The sequence below is a fragment of the Mycobacterium toneyamaense genome, from assembly GCF_055384815.1.
On sequence record NZ_AP040333.1, the window covers coordinates 1,015,324 to 1,032,734 of the forward strand.

15 protein-coding genes are annotated in these 17,411 nt (G+C 66.7%); 6 read left to right on the forward strand and 9 right to left on the reverse strand.

Annotated features, from left to right (window positions below; translation table 11 throughout):
• Nucleotides 1–70: 70 nt before the first annotated feature.
• Nucleotides 71–556: a hypothetical protein gene (locus ACZ5IQ_RS04850; RefSeq protein WP_212812816.1), complete on the reverse strand. Its 486-nt coding sequence runs from the start codon at nucleotides 554–556 to the stop codon at nucleotides 71–73.
• 100 nt (nucleotides 557–656) lie between these two features.
• Here ACZ5IQ_RS04850 and ACZ5IQ_RS04855 point away from each other — a divergent pair, with 100 nt between their 5' ends.
• Nucleotides 657–2,867: a winged helix-turn-helix domain-containing protein gene (locus ACZ5IQ_RS04855; protein ID WP_244872652.1), complete on the forward strand. Its 2,211-nt coding sequence runs from the start codon at nucleotides 657–659 to the stop codon at nucleotides 2,865–2,867.
• A 4-nt stretch (nucleotides 2,868–2,871) separates the two neighbouring features.
• Here the strand turns inward: ACZ5IQ_RS04855 and ACZ5IQ_RS04860 are convergent, their stop codons facing one another.
• The 7 genes from ACZ5IQ_RS04860 to ACZ5IQ_RS04890 form a co-directional block, all read right to left on the reverse strand.
• Complete coding sequence (locus ACZ5IQ_RS04860; RefSeq protein WP_212812814.1) at nucleotides 2,872–3,714, reverse strand: bile acid:sodium symporter family protein; 843 nt, start codon at nucleotides 3,712–3,714, stop codon at nucleotides 2,872–2,874.
• Complete coding sequence (locus tag ACZ5IQ_RS04865; protein ID WP_464480913.1) at nucleotides 3,711–4,715, reverse strand: hypothetical protein; 1,005 nt, start codon at nucleotides 4,713–4,715, stop codon at nucleotides 3,711–3,713. The genes ACZ5IQ_RS04860 and ACZ5IQ_RS04865 overlap by 4 nt, the downstream gene beginning before the upstream one ends.
• Nucleotides 4,712–6,049, reverse strand: a complete 1,338-nt coding sequence (locus ACZ5IQ_RS04870) for a Dyp-type peroxidase (protein ID WP_464480914.1) — start codon at nucleotides 6,047–6,049, stop codon at nucleotides 4,712–4,714. Before ACZ5IQ_RS04870 ends, ACZ5IQ_RS04865 begins: the two co-directional genes overlap by 4 nt.
• On the reverse strand, nucleotides 6,046–6,609 hold the full coding sequence (locus tag ACZ5IQ_RS04875) for a hypothetical protein (protein WP_406802018.1): 564 nt from the start codon (nucleotides 6,607–6,609) through the stop codon (nucleotides 6,046–6,048). Before ACZ5IQ_RS04875 ends, ACZ5IQ_RS04870 begins: the two co-directional genes overlap by 4 nt.
• A 67-nt stretch (nucleotides 6,610–6,676) precedes the next feature.
• Nucleotides 6,677–7,405 carry a DUF3060 domain-containing protein gene (locus ACZ5IQ_RS04880; protein ID WP_464480915.1) on the reverse strand — a complete coding sequence of 243 codons (729 nt, stop codon included), beginning with the start codon at nucleotides 7,403–7,405 and terminating at the stop codon, nucleotides 6,677–6,679.
• Between the two features lie 27 nt (nucleotides 7,406–7,432).
• Entirely contained in the window at nucleotides 7,433–8,122 is a 690-nt protein-coding gene (locus ACZ5IQ_RS04885; protein ID WP_406776261.1) for a response regulator, read from the reverse strand.
• Nucleotides 8,119–9,681, reverse strand: coding sequence for a sensor histidine kinase (locus ACZ5IQ_RS04890; RefSeq protein WP_212812806.1), 1,563 nt, complete (start codon nucleotides 9,679–9,681; stop codon nucleotides 8,119–8,121). Before ACZ5IQ_RS04890 ends, ACZ5IQ_RS04885 begins: the two co-directional genes overlap by 4 nt.
• Nucleotides 9,682–9,856: 175 nt before the next feature.
• Here ACZ5IQ_RS04890 and ACZ5IQ_RS04895 point away from each other — a divergent pair, with 175 nt between their 5' ends.
• From ACZ5IQ_RS04895 to ACZ5IQ_RS04915, 5 genes are all read left to right on the forward strand, one after another.
• Nucleotides 9,857–10,780: a tyrosine-type recombinase/integrase gene (locus ACZ5IQ_RS04895; RefSeq protein ID WP_244872651.1), complete on the forward strand. Its 924-nt coding sequence runs from the start codon at nucleotides 9,857–9,859 to the stop codon at nucleotides 10,778–10,780.
• A gap of 547 nt (nucleotides 10,781–11,327) precedes the next feature.
• Nucleotides 11,328–12,104, forward strand: coding sequence for a hypothetical protein (locus ACZ5IQ_RS04900; RefSeq protein WP_212812804.1), 777 nt, complete (start codon nucleotides 11,328–11,330; stop codon nucleotides 12,102–12,104).
• Between the two features lie 1,004 nt (nucleotides 12,105–13,108).
• Complete coding sequence (locus ACZ5IQ_RS04905) at nucleotides 13,109–13,444, forward strand: hypothetical protein (protein WP_212812802.1); 336 nt, start codon at nucleotides 13,109–13,111, stop codon at nucleotides 13,442–13,444.
• A 271-nt stretch (nucleotides 13,445–13,715) separates the two neighbouring features.
• On the forward strand, nucleotides 13,716–14,081 hold the full coding sequence (locus ACZ5IQ_RS04910; RefSeq protein WP_212812800.1) for a hypothetical protein: 366 nt from the start codon (nucleotides 13,716–13,718) through the stop codon (nucleotides 14,079–14,081).
• Nucleotides 14,082–14,292: 211 nt separating this feature from the next.
• A complete protein-coding gene (locus tag ACZ5IQ_RS04915; RefSeq protein ID WP_464480916.1) occupies nucleotides 14,293–15,699 on the forward strand; it encodes a phage major capsid protein in 1,407 nt (468 codons plus the stop codon).
• 134 nt (nucleotides 15,700–15,833) lie between these two features.
• On the opposite strand, the gene ACZ5IQ_RS04920 is transcribed toward ACZ5IQ_RS04915, so the two are convergent.
• Nucleotides 15,834–17,228: an IS1182 family transposase gene (locus tag ACZ5IQ_RS04920; protein ID WP_464481422.1), complete on the reverse strand. Its 1,395-nt coding sequence runs from the start codon at nucleotides 17,226–17,228 to the stop codon at nucleotides 15,834–15,836.
• Nucleotides 17,229–17,411: the final 183 nt, after the last annotated feature.

Here is a 17,411-nt window from a genome sequence, read left to right on the forward strand (position 1 = left end):
CGACCCCGGGTAGTGGGCTACCCGATGGTGGGGGAGTGAAACCGTCGTTGACGGCGCGTGTTCAGCGCGGTCAGCGCTTGCGGCTGCAGTTCGGCTGGGCCGGCTTCGCCGGCCAGGCGCACACGTTGAGGTATGTCTCGGTGCCCATCCCGCCGCCGTCGAACACACCGTAGCTGTCGCCGTGCGTGCCGGTGTAGGTGGCGCCGCCGCCACCCCCCGGTCCGCCGTCGGACGACACGATGGTGGTGACGGCCCAGCCCTTGCCCTCAAGTGCGGCCTTGTACGCCGTGACGACCTCGGTGGGGGCGCCCGTCACCTTGAAGCTGAGGTGAATCCCATTGTCCCCGATCGGGTCTGGGCCCCAGGTCTGGGCGGTGCCACCGGGTGTGGGGACCAGCGCCTGCAGTTGAGCGGGACTGGCCGGCGCCGCGGCCGAGGTGCCGGTCGGTGCGGAGCTCGACGATCCTTTGGCGCCGGAATCGGCCTTGCCCCCGCAGCCCGCCACGAGGCCGATCACTGCCGCCGTGGCCGCCACGGCGCGGATTGCGTTGCCCATGGTCGCTCCCATCCTCGAGCGCACCGTATCAACGTATTCGACGCTGTGGTCAAAAATGGCGTGGTTGGGTGGACGCGGGCGACGCACCTACGATGCCAGGGTGGCAGGGGACGGCTGGGTAGCGCAGATCCCGACGGCCACCTACGGCCCGCCCCGGCTGGGTGGTGCGGTCATCGCGCGGCCGGCGATCACCGGATTGCTGTCCGGTTCGGATGCCGAACTGGTGGTGGTCACCGCGCCCGCCGGATACGGCAAGACCACGGCGGTGGCGCTCTGGGACGACGCCGATACCCGGCGGTTCGCCTGGGTGCGGCTGGACCATCTCGACAACGACCCTGCCCACCTGCTGCTGCACCTGGTGACGGCGGTGGACCAGGTCGCCTCGGTCGATGCCGCGACGTTTCAGTACCTGCGTGGCGCCGGCCGCGCTGTCGATACCCAACTGGTTCCCGCCGCGATCGCGGCGCTGGAGTCCGCCGGTCCGATCGTGTTGGTGCTGGACGATGTTCACGAGCTGACGCACGAGGCGGCGGTGTCGGCCCTGCGTGCCCTGGTCCAGCTCGCCCCGGAGTCGACGACGCTGACGTTGATCGGCCGCACCGCTCCGCCGCTCGATCTGGCGCGGCGCCGGCTGCAGGGCGGCGTGCTCGAGGTCAGTACCGAGCAGCTGAAACTCTCGGTGGCAGAGGCAGAATCGGCTCTCGGCTCGGTCGGCGGTCCGGCCGGCCCGACGGCCGCCCTGGTGGTCGACCGCTGCGAGGGTTGGGCAGCAGGCGTGGTGATGGCGGCCATGGCCTTGCGTGACGGTTCGTCTGCCGAGGCGATCACCGGACGGCACCGCCTGGTCGCGGACTATCTGGTCGAAGAAGTACTGGGCCGGCTGGACCCGGCCGTCGAGGTGTTCCTCGTGGAATCCGCGGTGCTCGACCACTTCACCGCCGACGACCTGAACAGCGTTCTCCAGCGCGAAGATTCAGCTGACATGCTGAGTGCGATCCATGCCTCCGGCAACCTGTTCCTGGTCTCACTCGATGAGCAGGGCATCGAGTACCGGTACCACCGACTGTTCGCCGACCTGCTCCGTGCGCGGCTGCGCAATCGCGATCCGGAGCGGTTCCGCGCCCTGGCGTCCCGCGCGGCGGCGCATCTCGAGCGGTCCGGCGATATCGACGGCGCCCTCTTGCAGGCGCTGGCGGCCGATGACCCGGCACACGCCGCGGCGCTGGTGGAACGCGATGCGGTGCGTCTCGGATTCGATGGCCGCGCAGGCATCTTGGAGCGCCGGCTGAGCCTGCTCGACGAGCACGTCTTCGCCGACCATCCTGATGCCGCGATCGCCCGGGCCTGGTTCGGGCTGACGCTGGGGGACGCCGACCTGATCCAGCGGTCCCTGCTGCTGGCCGCTGCCGCGGACGGTGGTGCGGCCTTGGCGGATGGTGCCCCGTCAGTGAAAGTTGCTGCCGCCCTGGTCGGTTCACTCGTCGGCATCGGCGGGGTGCTCGAGGTGGTCCGGCATGCCGACACGGTCTGCGCCGCGGGCAACCACCTCGTGAACCCGTGGTGGGGTGCGGCCGCCTCCGTCAAAGGCGGTGCACTGTCGATGGCCGGGGACGCCGAAAGTGCCAGGACGACACTGGAATCGTCGCTCCCGGTGCTCGACGACCTTCCCGGCTTCCGGGCCGTGGCGCTGGCACATCTGGCTCTGCTGGACCTCGACGACGGGGCCCTGCAGTCCGCGGCGCGGCGCAGCGCCCAGGCCCGCAGCATCGTCGACTCCCGCGACCTGTGCGACCTGGTGCCCATCATCTTGGTGTACGCCGTGGACGGGTTGGTGCGCAGCCACCGCGGCGACGTCGCCGGGGCGCGAGATGCGGTGCGGGGCACCGAACGGCTGCTGGACCGGCTGGGCGACCTGGCGGCGCGCACGGCGGCACTGGGACATGCGCTGACGGCGGCCACCGCCCTCGAGATCGACGACCCGGAACTCTGCCGGCGGCATCTCGACGCAGGGCTGTTGGCCGCCCGGCGGGAGCCCGATGCGGCGTCGGTGCACCTACGGTTGGCGCGCGTTCGGGAATTGCTCGCCGCACACGCGCAGCACGGGCCGCGGCCATCGCTGACCGCGGCCGAGCTGCGTCTGCTCCCGCACCTGGCGACCCACCTGTCGCTGCAGAAGATCGCCGGCGAACTGCACCTGGGGCGGGAGACCGTGAAGAGTCAGGCCAAGGCGATCTACCGCAAGCTGTCGGTGTCGTCGCGCGCCGAGGCCGTCGCCGAGGCGGCGCGCCTCGGTCTGCTCGACCAGCCCTGACCCGTCAGGCCTTCCGGGCCAGGAAGCGGGCGAACGGGATCAGCATCGTGAACTCGGCGATCAGCACCACCGTGATCATCACCGTGACGCGCGGATCGCCGAAGTTCTGGCCGGCCACCACGAAGGCGGCCGCCGCATTGCGTTGCGCGGTACCCAACGCGAGTACGGGCCGCGCGGCCGAGCTGAAAAACACCAGGGCCCAGCCGATTCCGGCGCAGATTGCGGTGTAGACGATGGCCGCCAGGATGCCCCGCGTGCCGTACACCGACAGCACCTCCCGGAAATTGGCGACGATGGTCAGGACGACCACCAGCACCATGCTGACGGTGCTCAGCAGCCCGATGGCCGGCCTGACGCGCGCTGCCGACGCCTCAGCCTGCTTGCGCCAGAACAGCCCGATCGCCAAGGGGATCAGCATGAGAATCACCAGCGAGGACGCGATCGCGAGCGGATCGACCGCCGACCCCTTGAGGAAGATCGGCAGCACGATCGGCACATAGACCACTGTCGTGATCATCAGCAGCACCATCAGGCCGACACTCAACCCGGTGTCGGCCTTGGCGAACTCGGCGAGCTTGATCAGGAACGGTGCGCCCGCGGCCAGGCCGCACAGCAGCAGGCCCACGCCCAGCGGCTCGTCGAGGTCGAGCAGCCGCCACAGCGCGAGCGCAACCAATGGCGCCGCAACGAAATTGGCGACCAGGGTCAGGCTCACCACCCGAATGTCCTTGAGTGGCGCCAGAATCTGGGCCGGGGTCAGGCTCAGCCCCACACCCAGGGTGCTGGACACCACGAACAGGACGACGGCGATGTTGGAACCGCGCGCCGCCAGATCGGTCAGCGTCACATCGTCACCAGGTTGCGCCAGAACGACTTCAGGCTGTCGCTGGCACCGAACAGGGTGGTGAAGTGCGTCGAGTCGACCAGCACGATGTCGCCGGCGCGCTCACCGGTCGGCGGCATGTGGATCAGCGCGTTGAACTCGGTGTTGCCCGCCAGGGTGAACGGGTGCGGCCGGGTCTGGTCGATCAACTGGCGGCCCAGCACCCGAAGATCGGCACTCTCCGGGGCGGTGAGCTGGTAGTGCGGCAGGTGCGGGTGCAGCGCCAGGGTGGTCACGTCGCGCAGCAGGCCTGCCGAATCCAGATCGCGGAAAGCGGTGAGCGGCACAATCTGTTTGGTGCCCTCGACCGTCGCCGGGCGCAGACCCCACGTGTTGTGCACCGGGATGTTCAGCCCCTTCAGCAACGACCGCGCGAATCCGCTGAAATTCTGGACGCGCGGCGTCAGCGGGTCACCGTGATGCAGGTACTCCATCTGCTGCTGCTCTTTGTCGTCGGTGAAGCCGACGTCGTGGTGCGGGGCCAGCATCAGGCACGTGCCTTCGCGCTTCAGCCACTGCTGGATCGCGGCCACCTCTTCCGGGGTGGCTTCCTCGTCGCCGAGCAGGTGGTCCAGTCCGAAGATCATCAGGGTGTCGGTGTCGTTCAGGATGCGTTCGTCGATCGGCAGCCGGTAGCCGGCCTGATCGACACGCTGGAACACCGCCACGGGATGGCCGGTCGCCGCACCGGCCACATCCTGAAAGGACAGGGAGGAGCGGTGGAACAACTCCAGCGTGCCGTCGACGCCCTGCAGGAATTCCCGTGCGCTGTATTCGGCGCCTTCGTAGGCCGGCCATGTCGCCGCGCGCACCTCGGTCATGGTGGAGAACCGGTTGTACAGCAGGGCCGGGTCCCGTTGGGCCTCCCACGGGTAGCTCCACGACCAGTAGATGCTGACGCGGCGGTCGCCGTTGTGCGGGCGGGTGATGTGGGCCTGGTTGTAGGTGCGGGCGTAGGTACTCATGATGCTCCTTGCTGTCCGAGTGTCGAGAGGTAACGCAGTGCGGTCAGGCCGGGTAGGAAGAAGTATGCCCCGCCGCGCAGCGTGGTGAATGCCGGTAAACCTTTGTGTACCTTGCGGATCGGTCGCTTCGGGATCGTGAAGTCGAGCGTGCCGTCCTGGGTTCCGCAGATGGGGTCGTGTTCGTTGCCGAGCTCCTGGAACGCGGTGTCGTTGATCCACACGTTCTGGGCGAACTCGAACTGCCGCACCAGGCTGGCGCAGATCAGGAACATCCCCACACCGCGCTCGACACCGTCGTCGGCGGCGCCTTCAGGGAGTGCCGGGCCGTAGGTGCCGCTGCGCCGGATCATCCTGCGTCGATTGGGATTCGGTTCGGTGTCGCGCGGGTTGAGCCGACGGGCGTGCGAGCCGACCGGGCACTTGTAGCCGTGCGGATCCATCGTCGCGTAGTCGAAATCGTTGTTGCGCATCGGGTCTGCGCCGAGTTCCGGATCGTCGTGCTCGGGCGCCAGGACCAGCGGTGCGCCGCTGCGCCACCTGCCCATGAACTTGGCGGCCAGCAGCTCCTGGCCCTCATCGTCCTCGGCATGCTGCTTCAGATAGTCGCGGAAGGTTCCGACATGCTCCTCCAGCCGGCGGTACGCCATGTAGCTGCCATTGCGTGAAAGCACTTCGAGGGCAGGCTGATTCGCCACCAGTCCCTCCTCGTCCGGATAGCCGAGGAGAAACTCGCCCGCGGCCAGCGCTCCACCGGCGCCGGGGATCAGCGTCTCGCCGGAACCGGCCATCTGCGGCTGCGACACCGGGTCGCGGTAGCCGAAGTGATCGTGGTCGTACTCGAACGGCGCCGTGGCCGCCAGATCGAGATGCGACAGCGACCGCACGCCGGGGCACCGGGCCAACAGCGCGTCGTGCTCGCCGACGCACCGCACCCGCTCCTCCTCGTCCCGCGCGAACAGGATGACGATGGCGTGCAGGTCGTCACCCGCGAGCCCGCCCACCCAGTGCTCCGGCGCGGCCGCGCCGGTATCACCCAGGATGTCGGCGCGGGCGGCCATGCCTTCGCGGAACTCGGCCGGGAAAGTGGCAAGCGTCTGCTCGTCAAGTCCCAACGCACGCAAGCCGTTCCAGGTGAACGCCAGGTTCACCCACCGCTTGAAGATGTTGACGGTCTCGCGGACATCGGTGGCCGATTGCACGAGCGGAACCATCTCGGCGAGCCAGGCCTGCCCGGCCTCGGGGGTGTCGAACGACAGGAACTCGTACCGACCGGTGAGGTGCGGTGTCCCGGTCAGCATGATGTGCTGAATATCGTCGAACTCGAGTGCTGTCACTGCATCTGGTCCAACATGTCGGAGAACGCGGCCTTGAGCCGCAGGGCCTTTTTGATCTCGACGGCCGTCACGTAGGGGTACTCGCCGTACTCCAGGAAGCTCGGCACCTGGTGCTCGCGGACGAACATGATGAACGCCTCGGGGTTGGTCTTCCAGTCCGCCGGGAAGCCCTCCAGATGGGTGAACGCCGTGGTGATGCCCGTCGAGCTGAACAGCTTGACGGCGTCCTCGGTGTACTTGTCGAAGTCGGTGTCGAAGATGCCCTGGTACTGGAAGCGCAGGCCCGAACCGACGTCGAACAGGTTCCACCGCAGGTAGTGCAGCTTCAGCGGGGCCAGCACGTCGGGCTGTGCCGCGACCGCGGCCTCGAGCTGCTTGCCGTAGTCGCGGATCGCCTGCTCATGGCCGTCGAGCACCTTGGCGATGATGTTGAAGCCGTAGCACGCCGGGGTACGTGGGAAGACCGGCCCGTAGCGACCGCGAGTGAGCTCGAAGTAGCCCTCCTTCGGGATGGCCAGAGCTGCGGGTTGGGTCCAATCGTCATTTCCGTTGTGCGCCATGGCAACGAGATTATGGACGCGGCGGGCACCCGTCGTCCCCCGATTCGGGGGAAATTGACGCAGCGGTTCAGCCCCGGCTGACGGTGTTGGACCGACCCGGATCAGGAACTTCCGGATTTCCCGAGTGGTACGTCACGTGGTTGTCCATGCCAGACGTGACGATCTTGTCGGCGGAGTCGACGGTCACGGTGTTCTCGATGCCGGAGACCTCGACGGCCGAGCAGTGCCCGGTGACGGTGACGCTGTTGGACACCCCACTGATGGTGATCTTGCGGTCGTTGCACGCCACGGTGCGGTGGCCGCGCACCCCCGCGACCTGAATGGGCCGGTTGGGATCGTCGGACTGCGGCGGCAATTCGACGAGACCGGGGCCCGACATCACCGTGGTGCCGTTGACGACCACCGACGATTCGTCGCCCGGTTGCGGCGGGGTCGGGACGGCGACCGAGATGCTGGGCTGGCGGCCAGGGGAAGGTGGGAGAAACGTCGTGTGTTTCTTGCCGGTCAAGTTGGTGACGAAGATGATCGCGGCCACCACTGGGCCGACGATGACGGCGAGGACGACGACGCCCAGGATCATGCGGCGTGCCGCGGTGCTCGGCACGCCCGGCGGCAACGGTTGCGGCGGCCAGGTCGTTTGGGGCTGGCGGTACTGGGCGGGGTACGAACTGCTTGCCACCGGTGTGGGCGGGTGCCACTGCTGGCCGGGCTCGGTCAACTCCGACGCCCGGGGCCGGTCGTTCATCGCGCGCTCGAGCTCGCGGATGCGGGCTTCTGGATCGTCGTCGCGACTCATGATCCGATGCTGTCACACCCGGCGAAGTCAACGCCACAGGTAGCGGGTCTTGGGCCGGCCTGTGCCGCCGTATTCGCTTCGGCGCGTGACGGTTCCGTCGTCGGCCAGGCGCTCCAGATAGCGCCACGCGGTCACCCTGGCCACCCCGACCGCCTTGGCGGCCTCGTCGGCCGTCAGGCCGTCGGGACTGTCCCGAACGGCGCGGGCGATGTCGTCGTTGGTCAGTGTCGCCGCACCTTTCGGGGCCGCGGATTTGTCTGCGCCGGTGCGTAATTCGGCGAGGGCGCGGTCCACCTCGGCCTGACTGGCCGCGTCGACTCCGGCCGGGAGCGCTGTCCGGTACCGTGCGTAGCGCTCCAGCCGATCACGGAACGCCGCGAAGGTGAACGGCTTCAACAGATACGCCAACGCCCCGTGCGCGACGGCCGCGCGCACCATCTCCAGATCGCGCTCGGAGGTGATGGCGATGATGTCCGGAGCGGGCCGCAGCCCGGACAGCGCCGACGCCAGGCTGATGCCGCTGGCATCGGGCAGTCCGAGGTCCAGCAGGACCAGGTCGATGGGCGCGTCGGTCGTGGTCGCCCGCGTCGCGGCCTGGATGGCCTCGCGCGCGGTGTGGGCCACCGCCGCGACGGAAAAACCTTCCAGCCGTTCGACATACGTGCGGTGGGCTTCGGCGATCAGGGGATCGTCGTCGACGATCAGTACGGTGGTCACGCGACTGCCGCCGGGATCGTCACCGACACCACCGAACCGTAGCTGACATCGGACGACAGCGTGCCCCCGTGCCGCTTGACCACCTGCGCCACCAAGGCGAGCCCGAGTCCGTGCCCGGGCGCCGATTTCGTCGAATAGCCACGGCGCATGGCGTTTTCGAATGTCGCCGGGTCCATGCCGGTGCCGCTGTCGGCCACGCGCATCAGTAGGTCGGCGCCCGGCTCGCACCGCACCGTCACCTCGACCCACGGCTCGTCACGATCGCACGCGTCCATCGCGTTGTCGATCAGGTTGCCCAGCACCGTCACCATTTCCGGACCACTCAACGGTAGTTGTGAAGTGTCGGAAGGTAATTGCGAGTCCGCGGTGACGGTGAACTCGATACCGCGTTCGTGGGCCTGCGCGTTCTTGCCCAGCAGCAGTGCCACGAGGGCGGGTTCGCGGACCTCGCTCGACAGCCGGTCGACGAGTCGCTGGGACAGCTCCAGTTCGTCGGTGGCGAAGGTCACGGCGTCGGACGGGCGGCCCATCTCGACCATGGTGATCACCGTGTGCAGCTTGTTCGCCGCTTCGTGCGCCTGTGCCCGCAGCGAGTCGGTGAGGACCTTCAACGAGCTGAGTTCGCCCAGGGTGCTTTGCAATTCGGTGCGGTCCCGGATCGTCACGACTTCCGAACCCGAGGCGCCGGACACCGGTGACCGGCTGACCACCAGCACTCGGTCGTCGGTTACGTGGACCTCGTCGCGCACCCCGGGATCGGCCGCGCGCAGGAAGTCCGGCAGATCGGACCTCGACACCGCGCCCGGCGGCAGGGCGAGCAGCCGGCGCGCCTCGTCGTTGGCCAGCGCCACGCGCCCGTTCTCCAACACCAGCAGGCCTTCGGACACCGAATGCAGGACGGCGTCGTGGTGTTCGTACATCACCCGCAACTGGTCCGGCCGCAGCCCGTGGGTCTGACGGAGCAGCCGGCGCCGGATGAGCCACGCGCCGAGTAGCGAAAGGGCAAGGGCGGCAAGGCCGATCGCCACGATCATCGGGATCTGATGGCGCCACTGCGCGGTCAGCGTGGTCTCGGTGATGCCGGCGGCGACCAGACCGAGCACCTGCCCGGAGCTGTCCCGCACCGGGGTGATGGTGCGCACCGACCGGCCCAGGGTCCCGGTGTAGAACTCGGTGTGCGTCCGGCCTTTCAGGGCCTGCTCCATGGTGCCCAGGTAGTGGCCGCCGATCTGACGCGGGTCGGTGTGGGTGAACCGGGTCCCGTCGGGCGCCATGACGGTGATGAAGGCGATGCCGGTCTGGGCCCGAACGGTTTCGGTGACCGGCTGCAGGACTTCCGTGGCGTTGCCCGCCCGGATGGCGGCAGCCGTCGACGGCGCGTCGGCCAGTGCCGTGACGATGCCGGTGAGCAGCTGTTTGGCCGCGGCATCGTTGGTGCGGCGGGACTGCACCACGGCCAGGGCGCTACCGGCCGCCACCACCACGATGATGATCGCGATCTGCAGCGCGACGATCTGGCCGGCCAGGGACCAGCGCGGCGCGGCCGGCCAACTGCGCATCACTGCGTCCTTCTGTAATCCGCCTGCTCCCGCGTCCCCGCGTGAACTTCCGTGAACGAAATGAACATTTTAGTTAAGTAGCCGCCATCATGCTTCATGGCCTACTACCTGCGGCTTCACCGTACCGCAGCCTGGTAAAAACGGGGTACGCCGCTGCGGGTTTAACATAACTGGCATGGCCACCGCAGCAACCCACCACCGCACCGCTACCGTCCCTGACCTGCACGAACTGCAATCGTCTTGGATTCTCTCGATGCGCGCTCAGCGCAAATCTCCCGCGACCATTGAGCAGTACGAGATCGGCCTCCGGCTGTTCCTGCGCTGGTGCGACGAGCACGGTCACCAGGCTGTCATCGACCGCCAGCTCACGCAGCTGTTTATCGCAGATCTGCTGGAGACCGTGCAGCCCGCGACGGCAGCTCTCCGACTTCAAGCGATGAAGCAGTTCGGCCACTGGCTTGTCGAGGAAGGCGAGATCGAGGAGAACCCCCTCATCGGTGTGAAGGCCCCGAAGCTCGACACCAAGATCGTCGAGTGCCTCACCGAGGACGAGCTGCGGGACCTCTTCGCCGCCTGCAAGGGCAAGGAATTCCGCGACCGCCGGGACGAGGCCATCGTCCGGCTGCTGGCGGAGACGGGGATGCGGGCTGGCGAGATTCTGCGGCTGACGGTGGACGACGTGGACCTGACGCGGGGCATCTTGGCCATCAGGAAGGCGAAGACTGGCCAGGGCCGTCTGGTGCCATTTGGTCCGCAGACGGGCCAAGCGGTGGACCGCTACATCAGGGCACGGCGTACGCATCGGCTAGCGGCCACCCCGGCGCTTCTGCTCGGTGACAACACCCGAGGCACGATCGCCTACCACGGGATGAGAAACGCGATCATGATGCGGGCAGAGCAGGCCGGTATCAAGAACTTTCACCTTCACAAGTTGCGGCATACGGCGGCCTCGCGGTGGCTCGCCGCAGGAGGTTCGGAGGGCGGCCTCATGGCAGTCGCAGGTTGGTCGAACCGCAACATGATCGACCGGTACACGCGCGCGACCGCAGGTGAAAGAGCCGCAGCGGAGGCGCGCAAGCTCAACTTGGGGGACCTCTAAACATCAAGCGCCGCAACACTCTACGTTTGGCGATGGCGGTTGGGGCGCCGGAAGCGGCGTACACTTGTAAGCCGTAGTCGAGAACTCGCGCCTATAGACCAGGTTTTGGTCGGCGGCGAAGACAGACCCGGCCCAGTAGTGGGGAAGTTCCGGGAAGGTGCCGTACAGGAAGACGCGGTCCATATGACCGTGCCTTTCAAACGGTTCTCACCTTCCTGTGAGAGGACCACGAAGTGCCGTACCCAAGTGCGGAAGAACGCCGCCTAGTCGCGCAAATCGCCAGTTTGACCGGTTGGGCCAACACCGAGGATCGCACTGCTCGGATGGCCAAACCGAAGGCCAAGTCGCCAGCCGACATAAGTTGGCACGCAAGAAGGTTGGGCTTCGATCCAGAGAGCCTGACCGACGAGCAGTGGAAGCGGGCGAACTCTGCCCGACGCGCCTACTTCGCAAAGCTGGCGCATAAGAGCGCGAAAGCGCGTCGGCTGCGGCGGCAGGCCCGGAACGGCGGCAGTGCCGGTGACATCTGATGGCACGAGGCAGCTCCATGTTCCCGGCCGAGCTGTTCAACGACGAGCGATTCCGGCGACTCGACGACGGCCCACAACGGCTTTTGATGTGGTTGTGGGTTCACCCCGATCTCAACGGGGCTGGTGTCATCGCCATCCAACCGCGCGAATGGGCCTCCGCGGCGGCCAATCTCACGGCCGACCTCATCGAGGACTACGCAAAGCAACTGCGCGTCGAAGGTTGGGTCGACTACGACGACGGCCAGCTGTGGATCAAGCCCTTCATGCTTCTCGATGGCGTGCTGAAAAGTCCGAGCGGCTATATCAGTGCGGCGCGCGCTGTGAAGACCATTAGATCCCGCAGGCTACGCAACGCGGTCTGGCAGCTGTTCGAAGCGTTCGGGAAGCCCACGGCGCCGATGCCTGAACAGAAGAAGGACGAAAGCGAAGGGGACTACGCCAAGAGGGTTAAACGGGCGGCTGGTCTCAACGCTTCTGTAGAGACCGCGTGGGCCGAGACCCAGCGCAGCATCTCGAATCCCGGCGTGCTTGAGTCGCTTTCGGGCGCGGTGGGGATGCACCTACCGATGGGGCATCGGATGGAGCTACAGATGCGTCCACCGATGGGGCGCGTTGATGTTGAAGCTGATGATGACGTTGGTGTCGATCAACAGGAACCACGGCAAAACGGTGAATCCAAGGCCGATGTAGCCGCTAACGGCTTCGGCTTGTGTTCGCAGGGTTGCGACAGTCCGGCTGGGCACGGCTCGCGCAATCACCTGTGCGAGGAATGCGCTCGGACGGTGACGTGGTGACCGCACGGTGCGCCGACTGTGGCAAGAGGCCATCGCAGGGTGGCCTAGTCGCCTGGCGACCCGACCTATGCCGTCCGTGCAGTGAGGCGCTGAAGCATCCGAGTCAGCGCGGCACTACTTGGAAGCGCTCGTGAGCCGCATCGACAAGCAGTGTCCGATCTGCGGCGATCCTTGCCAGGCCGGTCAAGAGCGCTACGGCGGCCATTTGAGCTGTCTTGGCCCTTGCCGGAAGTGCCATCGCTATCCGGCGATCAGGCCGGGTGGTCCGTGTCGAGATTGTGTTCGGAAGTACGGCGACAGCGTGGCGGCCGATGAAGTCTGATCGCGACCGTGCCGCCGAATCGTGGTTGGACGGCTACCTCAGACAGCATCACGGGTGGGTCCTGGAGAACCGAGCTTTGCTCGCTCGGGCAGAGGCGGGGATCGGGGACCTGGCGTTCGATCGCGCCGTTCGGGCAATCGCGGTGAGGACCGCTGCTCCCGGCCTGGAGAAGTATTGGGCTCTGTCGTTGCCGGGTGTTCTCCCAGAACGCGAGCCGGAACCTGAACCCGAACCCGAGCCGGAGCCCCCGCCCGATCCTGAACCCGAGCCCGAAGACCAGGGCAGCATCGAGGTACCTGCGGACACCTGGAGCGGTGCGATTCTCATCTGCCATCGAGTGGGACCGCCAAATCGGTGGTTCGTCTGGGCGAGCATGGCGGAGGCCGTTGAGGCGTCGGAAGAACTATCGCCGTGCGACGGCCGCTGCGAGGGCGAGCACACCGTCATCTGGGTCAGTTACGGCAACTTCCGGTGCCGTCGCGTGAAGGCCACGGCGGCACCGCCCCGGCCAAACCCGCCGCCCCCGTCCCACAAAAGTCCGGCTGTGCGGGTCGCTGGGGCTCGTTCTGCGGTGGCCGGGGGTAAGCGCACCGGCCAGCCCAAAGTGTCCCGGCAGCGTTGCGCTGGTGGGGATTTGAGTTGACACCAGATTGGTGTCGCTTTGAGAAGGAGAGAGATAGAGATGAAGAAGGACGCAAGCCCGAGCGATCGTTACCGACCTCAGCAGGTCCGAATCCTCAGGCAAATTCGTGGCGCGGGGACGTTGGTCGACTCCCTGGTGAGCTCGGTGCAGGAGCTCCTCCGGGCGGCGGAGGGTATGGAATGTGGTCGTGTCTTGCTCCACCCAAACGGCGAGCCGTTCACCGCGCAGGAGTGCCTGAACCTGCTGTTGGAGGGCAACGGTTTTTGTCGGCCGGGTGTGCAGGAGGCACTGATTCGCGAGCTGGATACGAGCGCCGTGTTGAGACGCCACCGGCAAGAAGGGAATTCGGGTTCCAGCCGAGTGGTGTCACGATGAGGGAGGGTGGAGCGACGGGCGACTACGTCCGCGTAGAGAAAGATCATGTCCATATCAGCGGCATGGACGCGCGTGCGAGAGCTGCGCGCTTGGTGACCGCCGTGGCCCAACAGTCCGGCCAGGGGTTAGACCTGGAAGCGGTGTTCGGGGAGGACGAGCTGACCAGTGGCATTGACTGCCTTCGGTGCTGGACGGTCCTGGCCATGACGCTGGCGAGGGAGTGCCGGTACTGGATGGATGCCGCGAAAGTGACGCCAGGAGGGGCGAACTGATGTTCTTCGACAACGAGCCCCCCGGCCTGAGTGACGCCGACCGCGAGGCGGTCGCCAGTCCGTTGGCCGACTACGAGTTGCGCACCGTCGCCCGCTGGCAGGCCGAGGCGCTGCGGTCACGGGTGCCCAGCTTCACACTGGCCCGCCGTCTGGTCGCCGCCCTCATCAGCGGCGGCTGGCCGACCGCGCAAGCGGTGCTCGACGAAGCCGAGGCGCGGGGCCTGACCAAGGAGGTTCTGGAAGCCTGCGCGGCTGATGCGGCGGTGCTCACGCTCAGGTCGTCGGGTGGTGATGTGGACACTGCGTCGAACTACTTCGAGCAAATGTTGCGACACCAGCAATTGCTGGACGAGGGCGTCGAATAACGACCGTCGATCGCTGGACCTGCGGTTTCAGGAAAAGACCGTTATTGGAATTCGAGAGGGCACTTTTGCTCGAAATATGATGCTAGACAACGGATCTCAAGCGTCCTACGCTTGACCCTGCACGCTCGGCGTACGGGGCGACGAATCGTCGTCAAACGAAACTGCCGGTTTGGGTCCTGGGTTTGCGCAAACCCAACTAGAAGGACGACCCATGCAGACCATGGCGGACTTGCGCGCCGTTGTCGCGAGCGAATTGCAGAGCAGGCTAGAGGATTTCGCCACGCGGCGGGCTGACACCATGCCGTCGCAAGAAGAGTGGCGGCGAGTTCTTGAGCTCCGCAAGGAGCTGCGCGCGATCGACAAGTCGGCAGGCGTGGGGTCTCGAGCCCAGGAGTCTCCGATGACGATTGATGAACAGCGCCAATGGATTGCGCGCCTCGTAGCGCAGCGCGACCAGGCTACCGCCGAGGCCCGGCGGTTCTTGCAAGACGTGCAAGAGGATGGTCGCGACCACCTCAACGAGCGTGAGGCCGCACGGTTCGCCGTGATGCGCCGGAACATCTCCAAGCTCGATAAGCGCATCGAGGAAGGCCGCGCGACGTTGGGCCGACTGGGTGCGCGCAATGAAGGCCTCCAGGTGCTGCGCGAGCGCCAGGGGCTCGCGTGTGCTCAGCGCAAGCGCGGTGTTCCGGCCAGCACGTTCTCGCCGCTGAACTTCGACTTAGAGGAGCTGCGCGCCGTCCATGAGCGGGTAAAGCGTGGCGAGGCAGCGGGTTTCAAGACCAAGCGGGACTTTAACTCTGCTGAGGGCTTCCTGCCCGCAGAGCTGTACAACATCCCAACCTTTCCCCGGCACGAAAGACGGCTGCTGGAATTTTTGCCGGGGTTCGCGCTGGACGCTCCCTCGCTTGAGTACATCCAGGTCAACAGCGTGACCGGTGCTGCCGCTCCGGTGGATGAGGGTGCGCTCAAGCCCGAGCTCATCATGAACACCTCGCACGTCATCGTGACCGCGCAGAAGCTCGCGGCGCACACCGGCATCTCGTACGAGTCGGCGCAGGACTGGACCGCCTTCACCACGGCGGTAACGGTCGAACTGACCAAGCAAGTCGTGGATGCCGAGAACGAATTCCTGCTGTCGGGCATCGTTTCGGGTGGCACCACCCCGGTCGTTGAGACGCCGGGTCTGCTCAACACCACGGGCATCCTGACCCACCACATCACCAGCGAGACCGCACTGGACGCGGTGGAGATGAGCGTGGCTCAGCTGCGCACCGGCCCGTCGTTGTGTGAGCCGGACTTGCTGGTGCTGCATCCGACCACCTGGTCGGCCATTCGTCGGCAGAAGGATGGCTATCAGAGGTACATGGTCGCGCCCGACCCGACTCAGGACGAAGCACAGTCGCTCTGGGGAATTCGGGTGCTGCCCACCACGTCGATCGCGGCGGGCGTGGGCTGCCTCCTGGACACCCGGACCTTTGGCCGGGTGGCGGTGCGCGAGCCCATCGGTGTGCGGATCGGTTGGACCGGCACCGACTTCACCCAGAACATCTGGCGATACGTGGCAGAGGAGCGGCTGTGCTTGGCCGTGGAGCGGCCTAGGAGCTTGGGTCGGTAAGCCGTTGGTGGGGTGAGGTCGTCGAAGGTGCGTACAGATCGCAGTCCGTGGCTCTGAGGTGATCTGGTTGCACGTTCGATGCGCGATCGCGTGTGGTGAGCGCCCAGTGCGCCCGGTGCCCTGCCGACGGGGCCTCAATAGGCGGGTAGGGCCGAGAGGCCGGTAAGTCCGATGTGGCCGTGCAGTTTTCGTATGTTGTGGCACGCCGCGAGCAATAGCCATTCGCCGCGGGCCTGCTCAAGGCCGCGCAGCAGAAGATGTTTGGCGTTCTGCAGCGTCGACATCTGACCGAACACCGGTTCCACGATGGCTTTACGGCGGGCATAAACCTGCTGGCCACGTTTGGTGGTGAGCTTGCGGGCCATCCGTTGCTTGGTGGTGGCATCGGCCGGGATGCGTCCGCGTGGGGCCACCGGGGCCGGGTCATCACGGCGCCGGCGGCCGGGGGCAATGAAGAACTCGGTCCCATACGTAGCGGTGTATGCGGCGGCGGCCTCACAGTTGGCGGCGCTGCTGTAGCCGGCATCAGCGAGCACCTGGGCGGGAACCCGGCCGGTGTTGGCCGCCGCTTGCCGGGTCATCGGCAACAGGGTGCCCACATCGGCGGCGTTGGTGCCCACTGCGGTGGCCACGATCACCTGATGATCGGCATCGACCACAGCCGCGGCGTTGTAGCACTGGTGAAACGCCCCATCGGCGGTGAGCATGATCTTGGAATCCGGATCGGTGAAGTTGCGCTGCGCCTTGGGTTTCGGTGTGGCTGCTGCGGCGGCGGCCGCTCCCGCACTGGTGGTGGTGTCGTCATCATCGTCGCGTTCACGGGCTTTGCGTTCAGCGTCGGCGCGGGCCGCCTCGGCGGCTTCGTGCTCCAGGGCGGCTTTGGCCTGGCGAATCTTCACCAGCCGGGTCTCGCGGCGGGCCAACTCGGCCGGGAGCTCATCACCACGGCGGTCCTTACCGAACTGCTGGTCTTCGGCCTTGTCGATCCGTTCAGCTTCCAATAGCAGCGCTGACACCTCGGCGGCCAGGACTTTCTCTTTCTCGGTCATCCGGGCATAACTCATCGCTTTGCGTTTGGAGGCGTTGGCCCGCACCTTCGTGCCATCAAGGGCGACCCGGCCCAGGGACACCATGCCCGCGGCCTGACACAACGCCAACGCCTGCACGAACACATGTCCCAGGGCGGACAGGTGGCGTTTACGGAACCGGGCGATCGCCCGGTAATCGGGGGCGCTACCAGAGGCCAGCCACCGAAACGCGACCACGTCAACACAGGCGGCTTCCAGCTTGCGCGAGGAACGCACCCCGGTCGTGTACCCGTACAGCAGAATCCGCACCAGCAGCCGCGGATCGTACGGTGGCCCACCCCGGACCTCGGTATAGGCGGCATGGATCCGGGACAAGTCCAGATGCTCATCGACCAACTCGGCGATGAACCGGGCCAGATGCTCAGCGGGCAGCCAGTCATCGAGCGACGGCGGCAACAACAGGCCCTGCTCCGGCGCGAACGGGCGAAACGTCTTGTCCACCGGCGCCTTCGGCGCCACAGAATGTGAATCCACCCGCTGCCCGGGGTCTACCTCGAACAACCCGCCATCACCGAGATCATCACGCACACCTAAGGATCCCGTATACCGGCAGCTCGCACCAACACCCCGCCCGGCGTGTTACTGACCCACGCTCCTAGCTGTGATGTCCGGGGACGTTGTCCC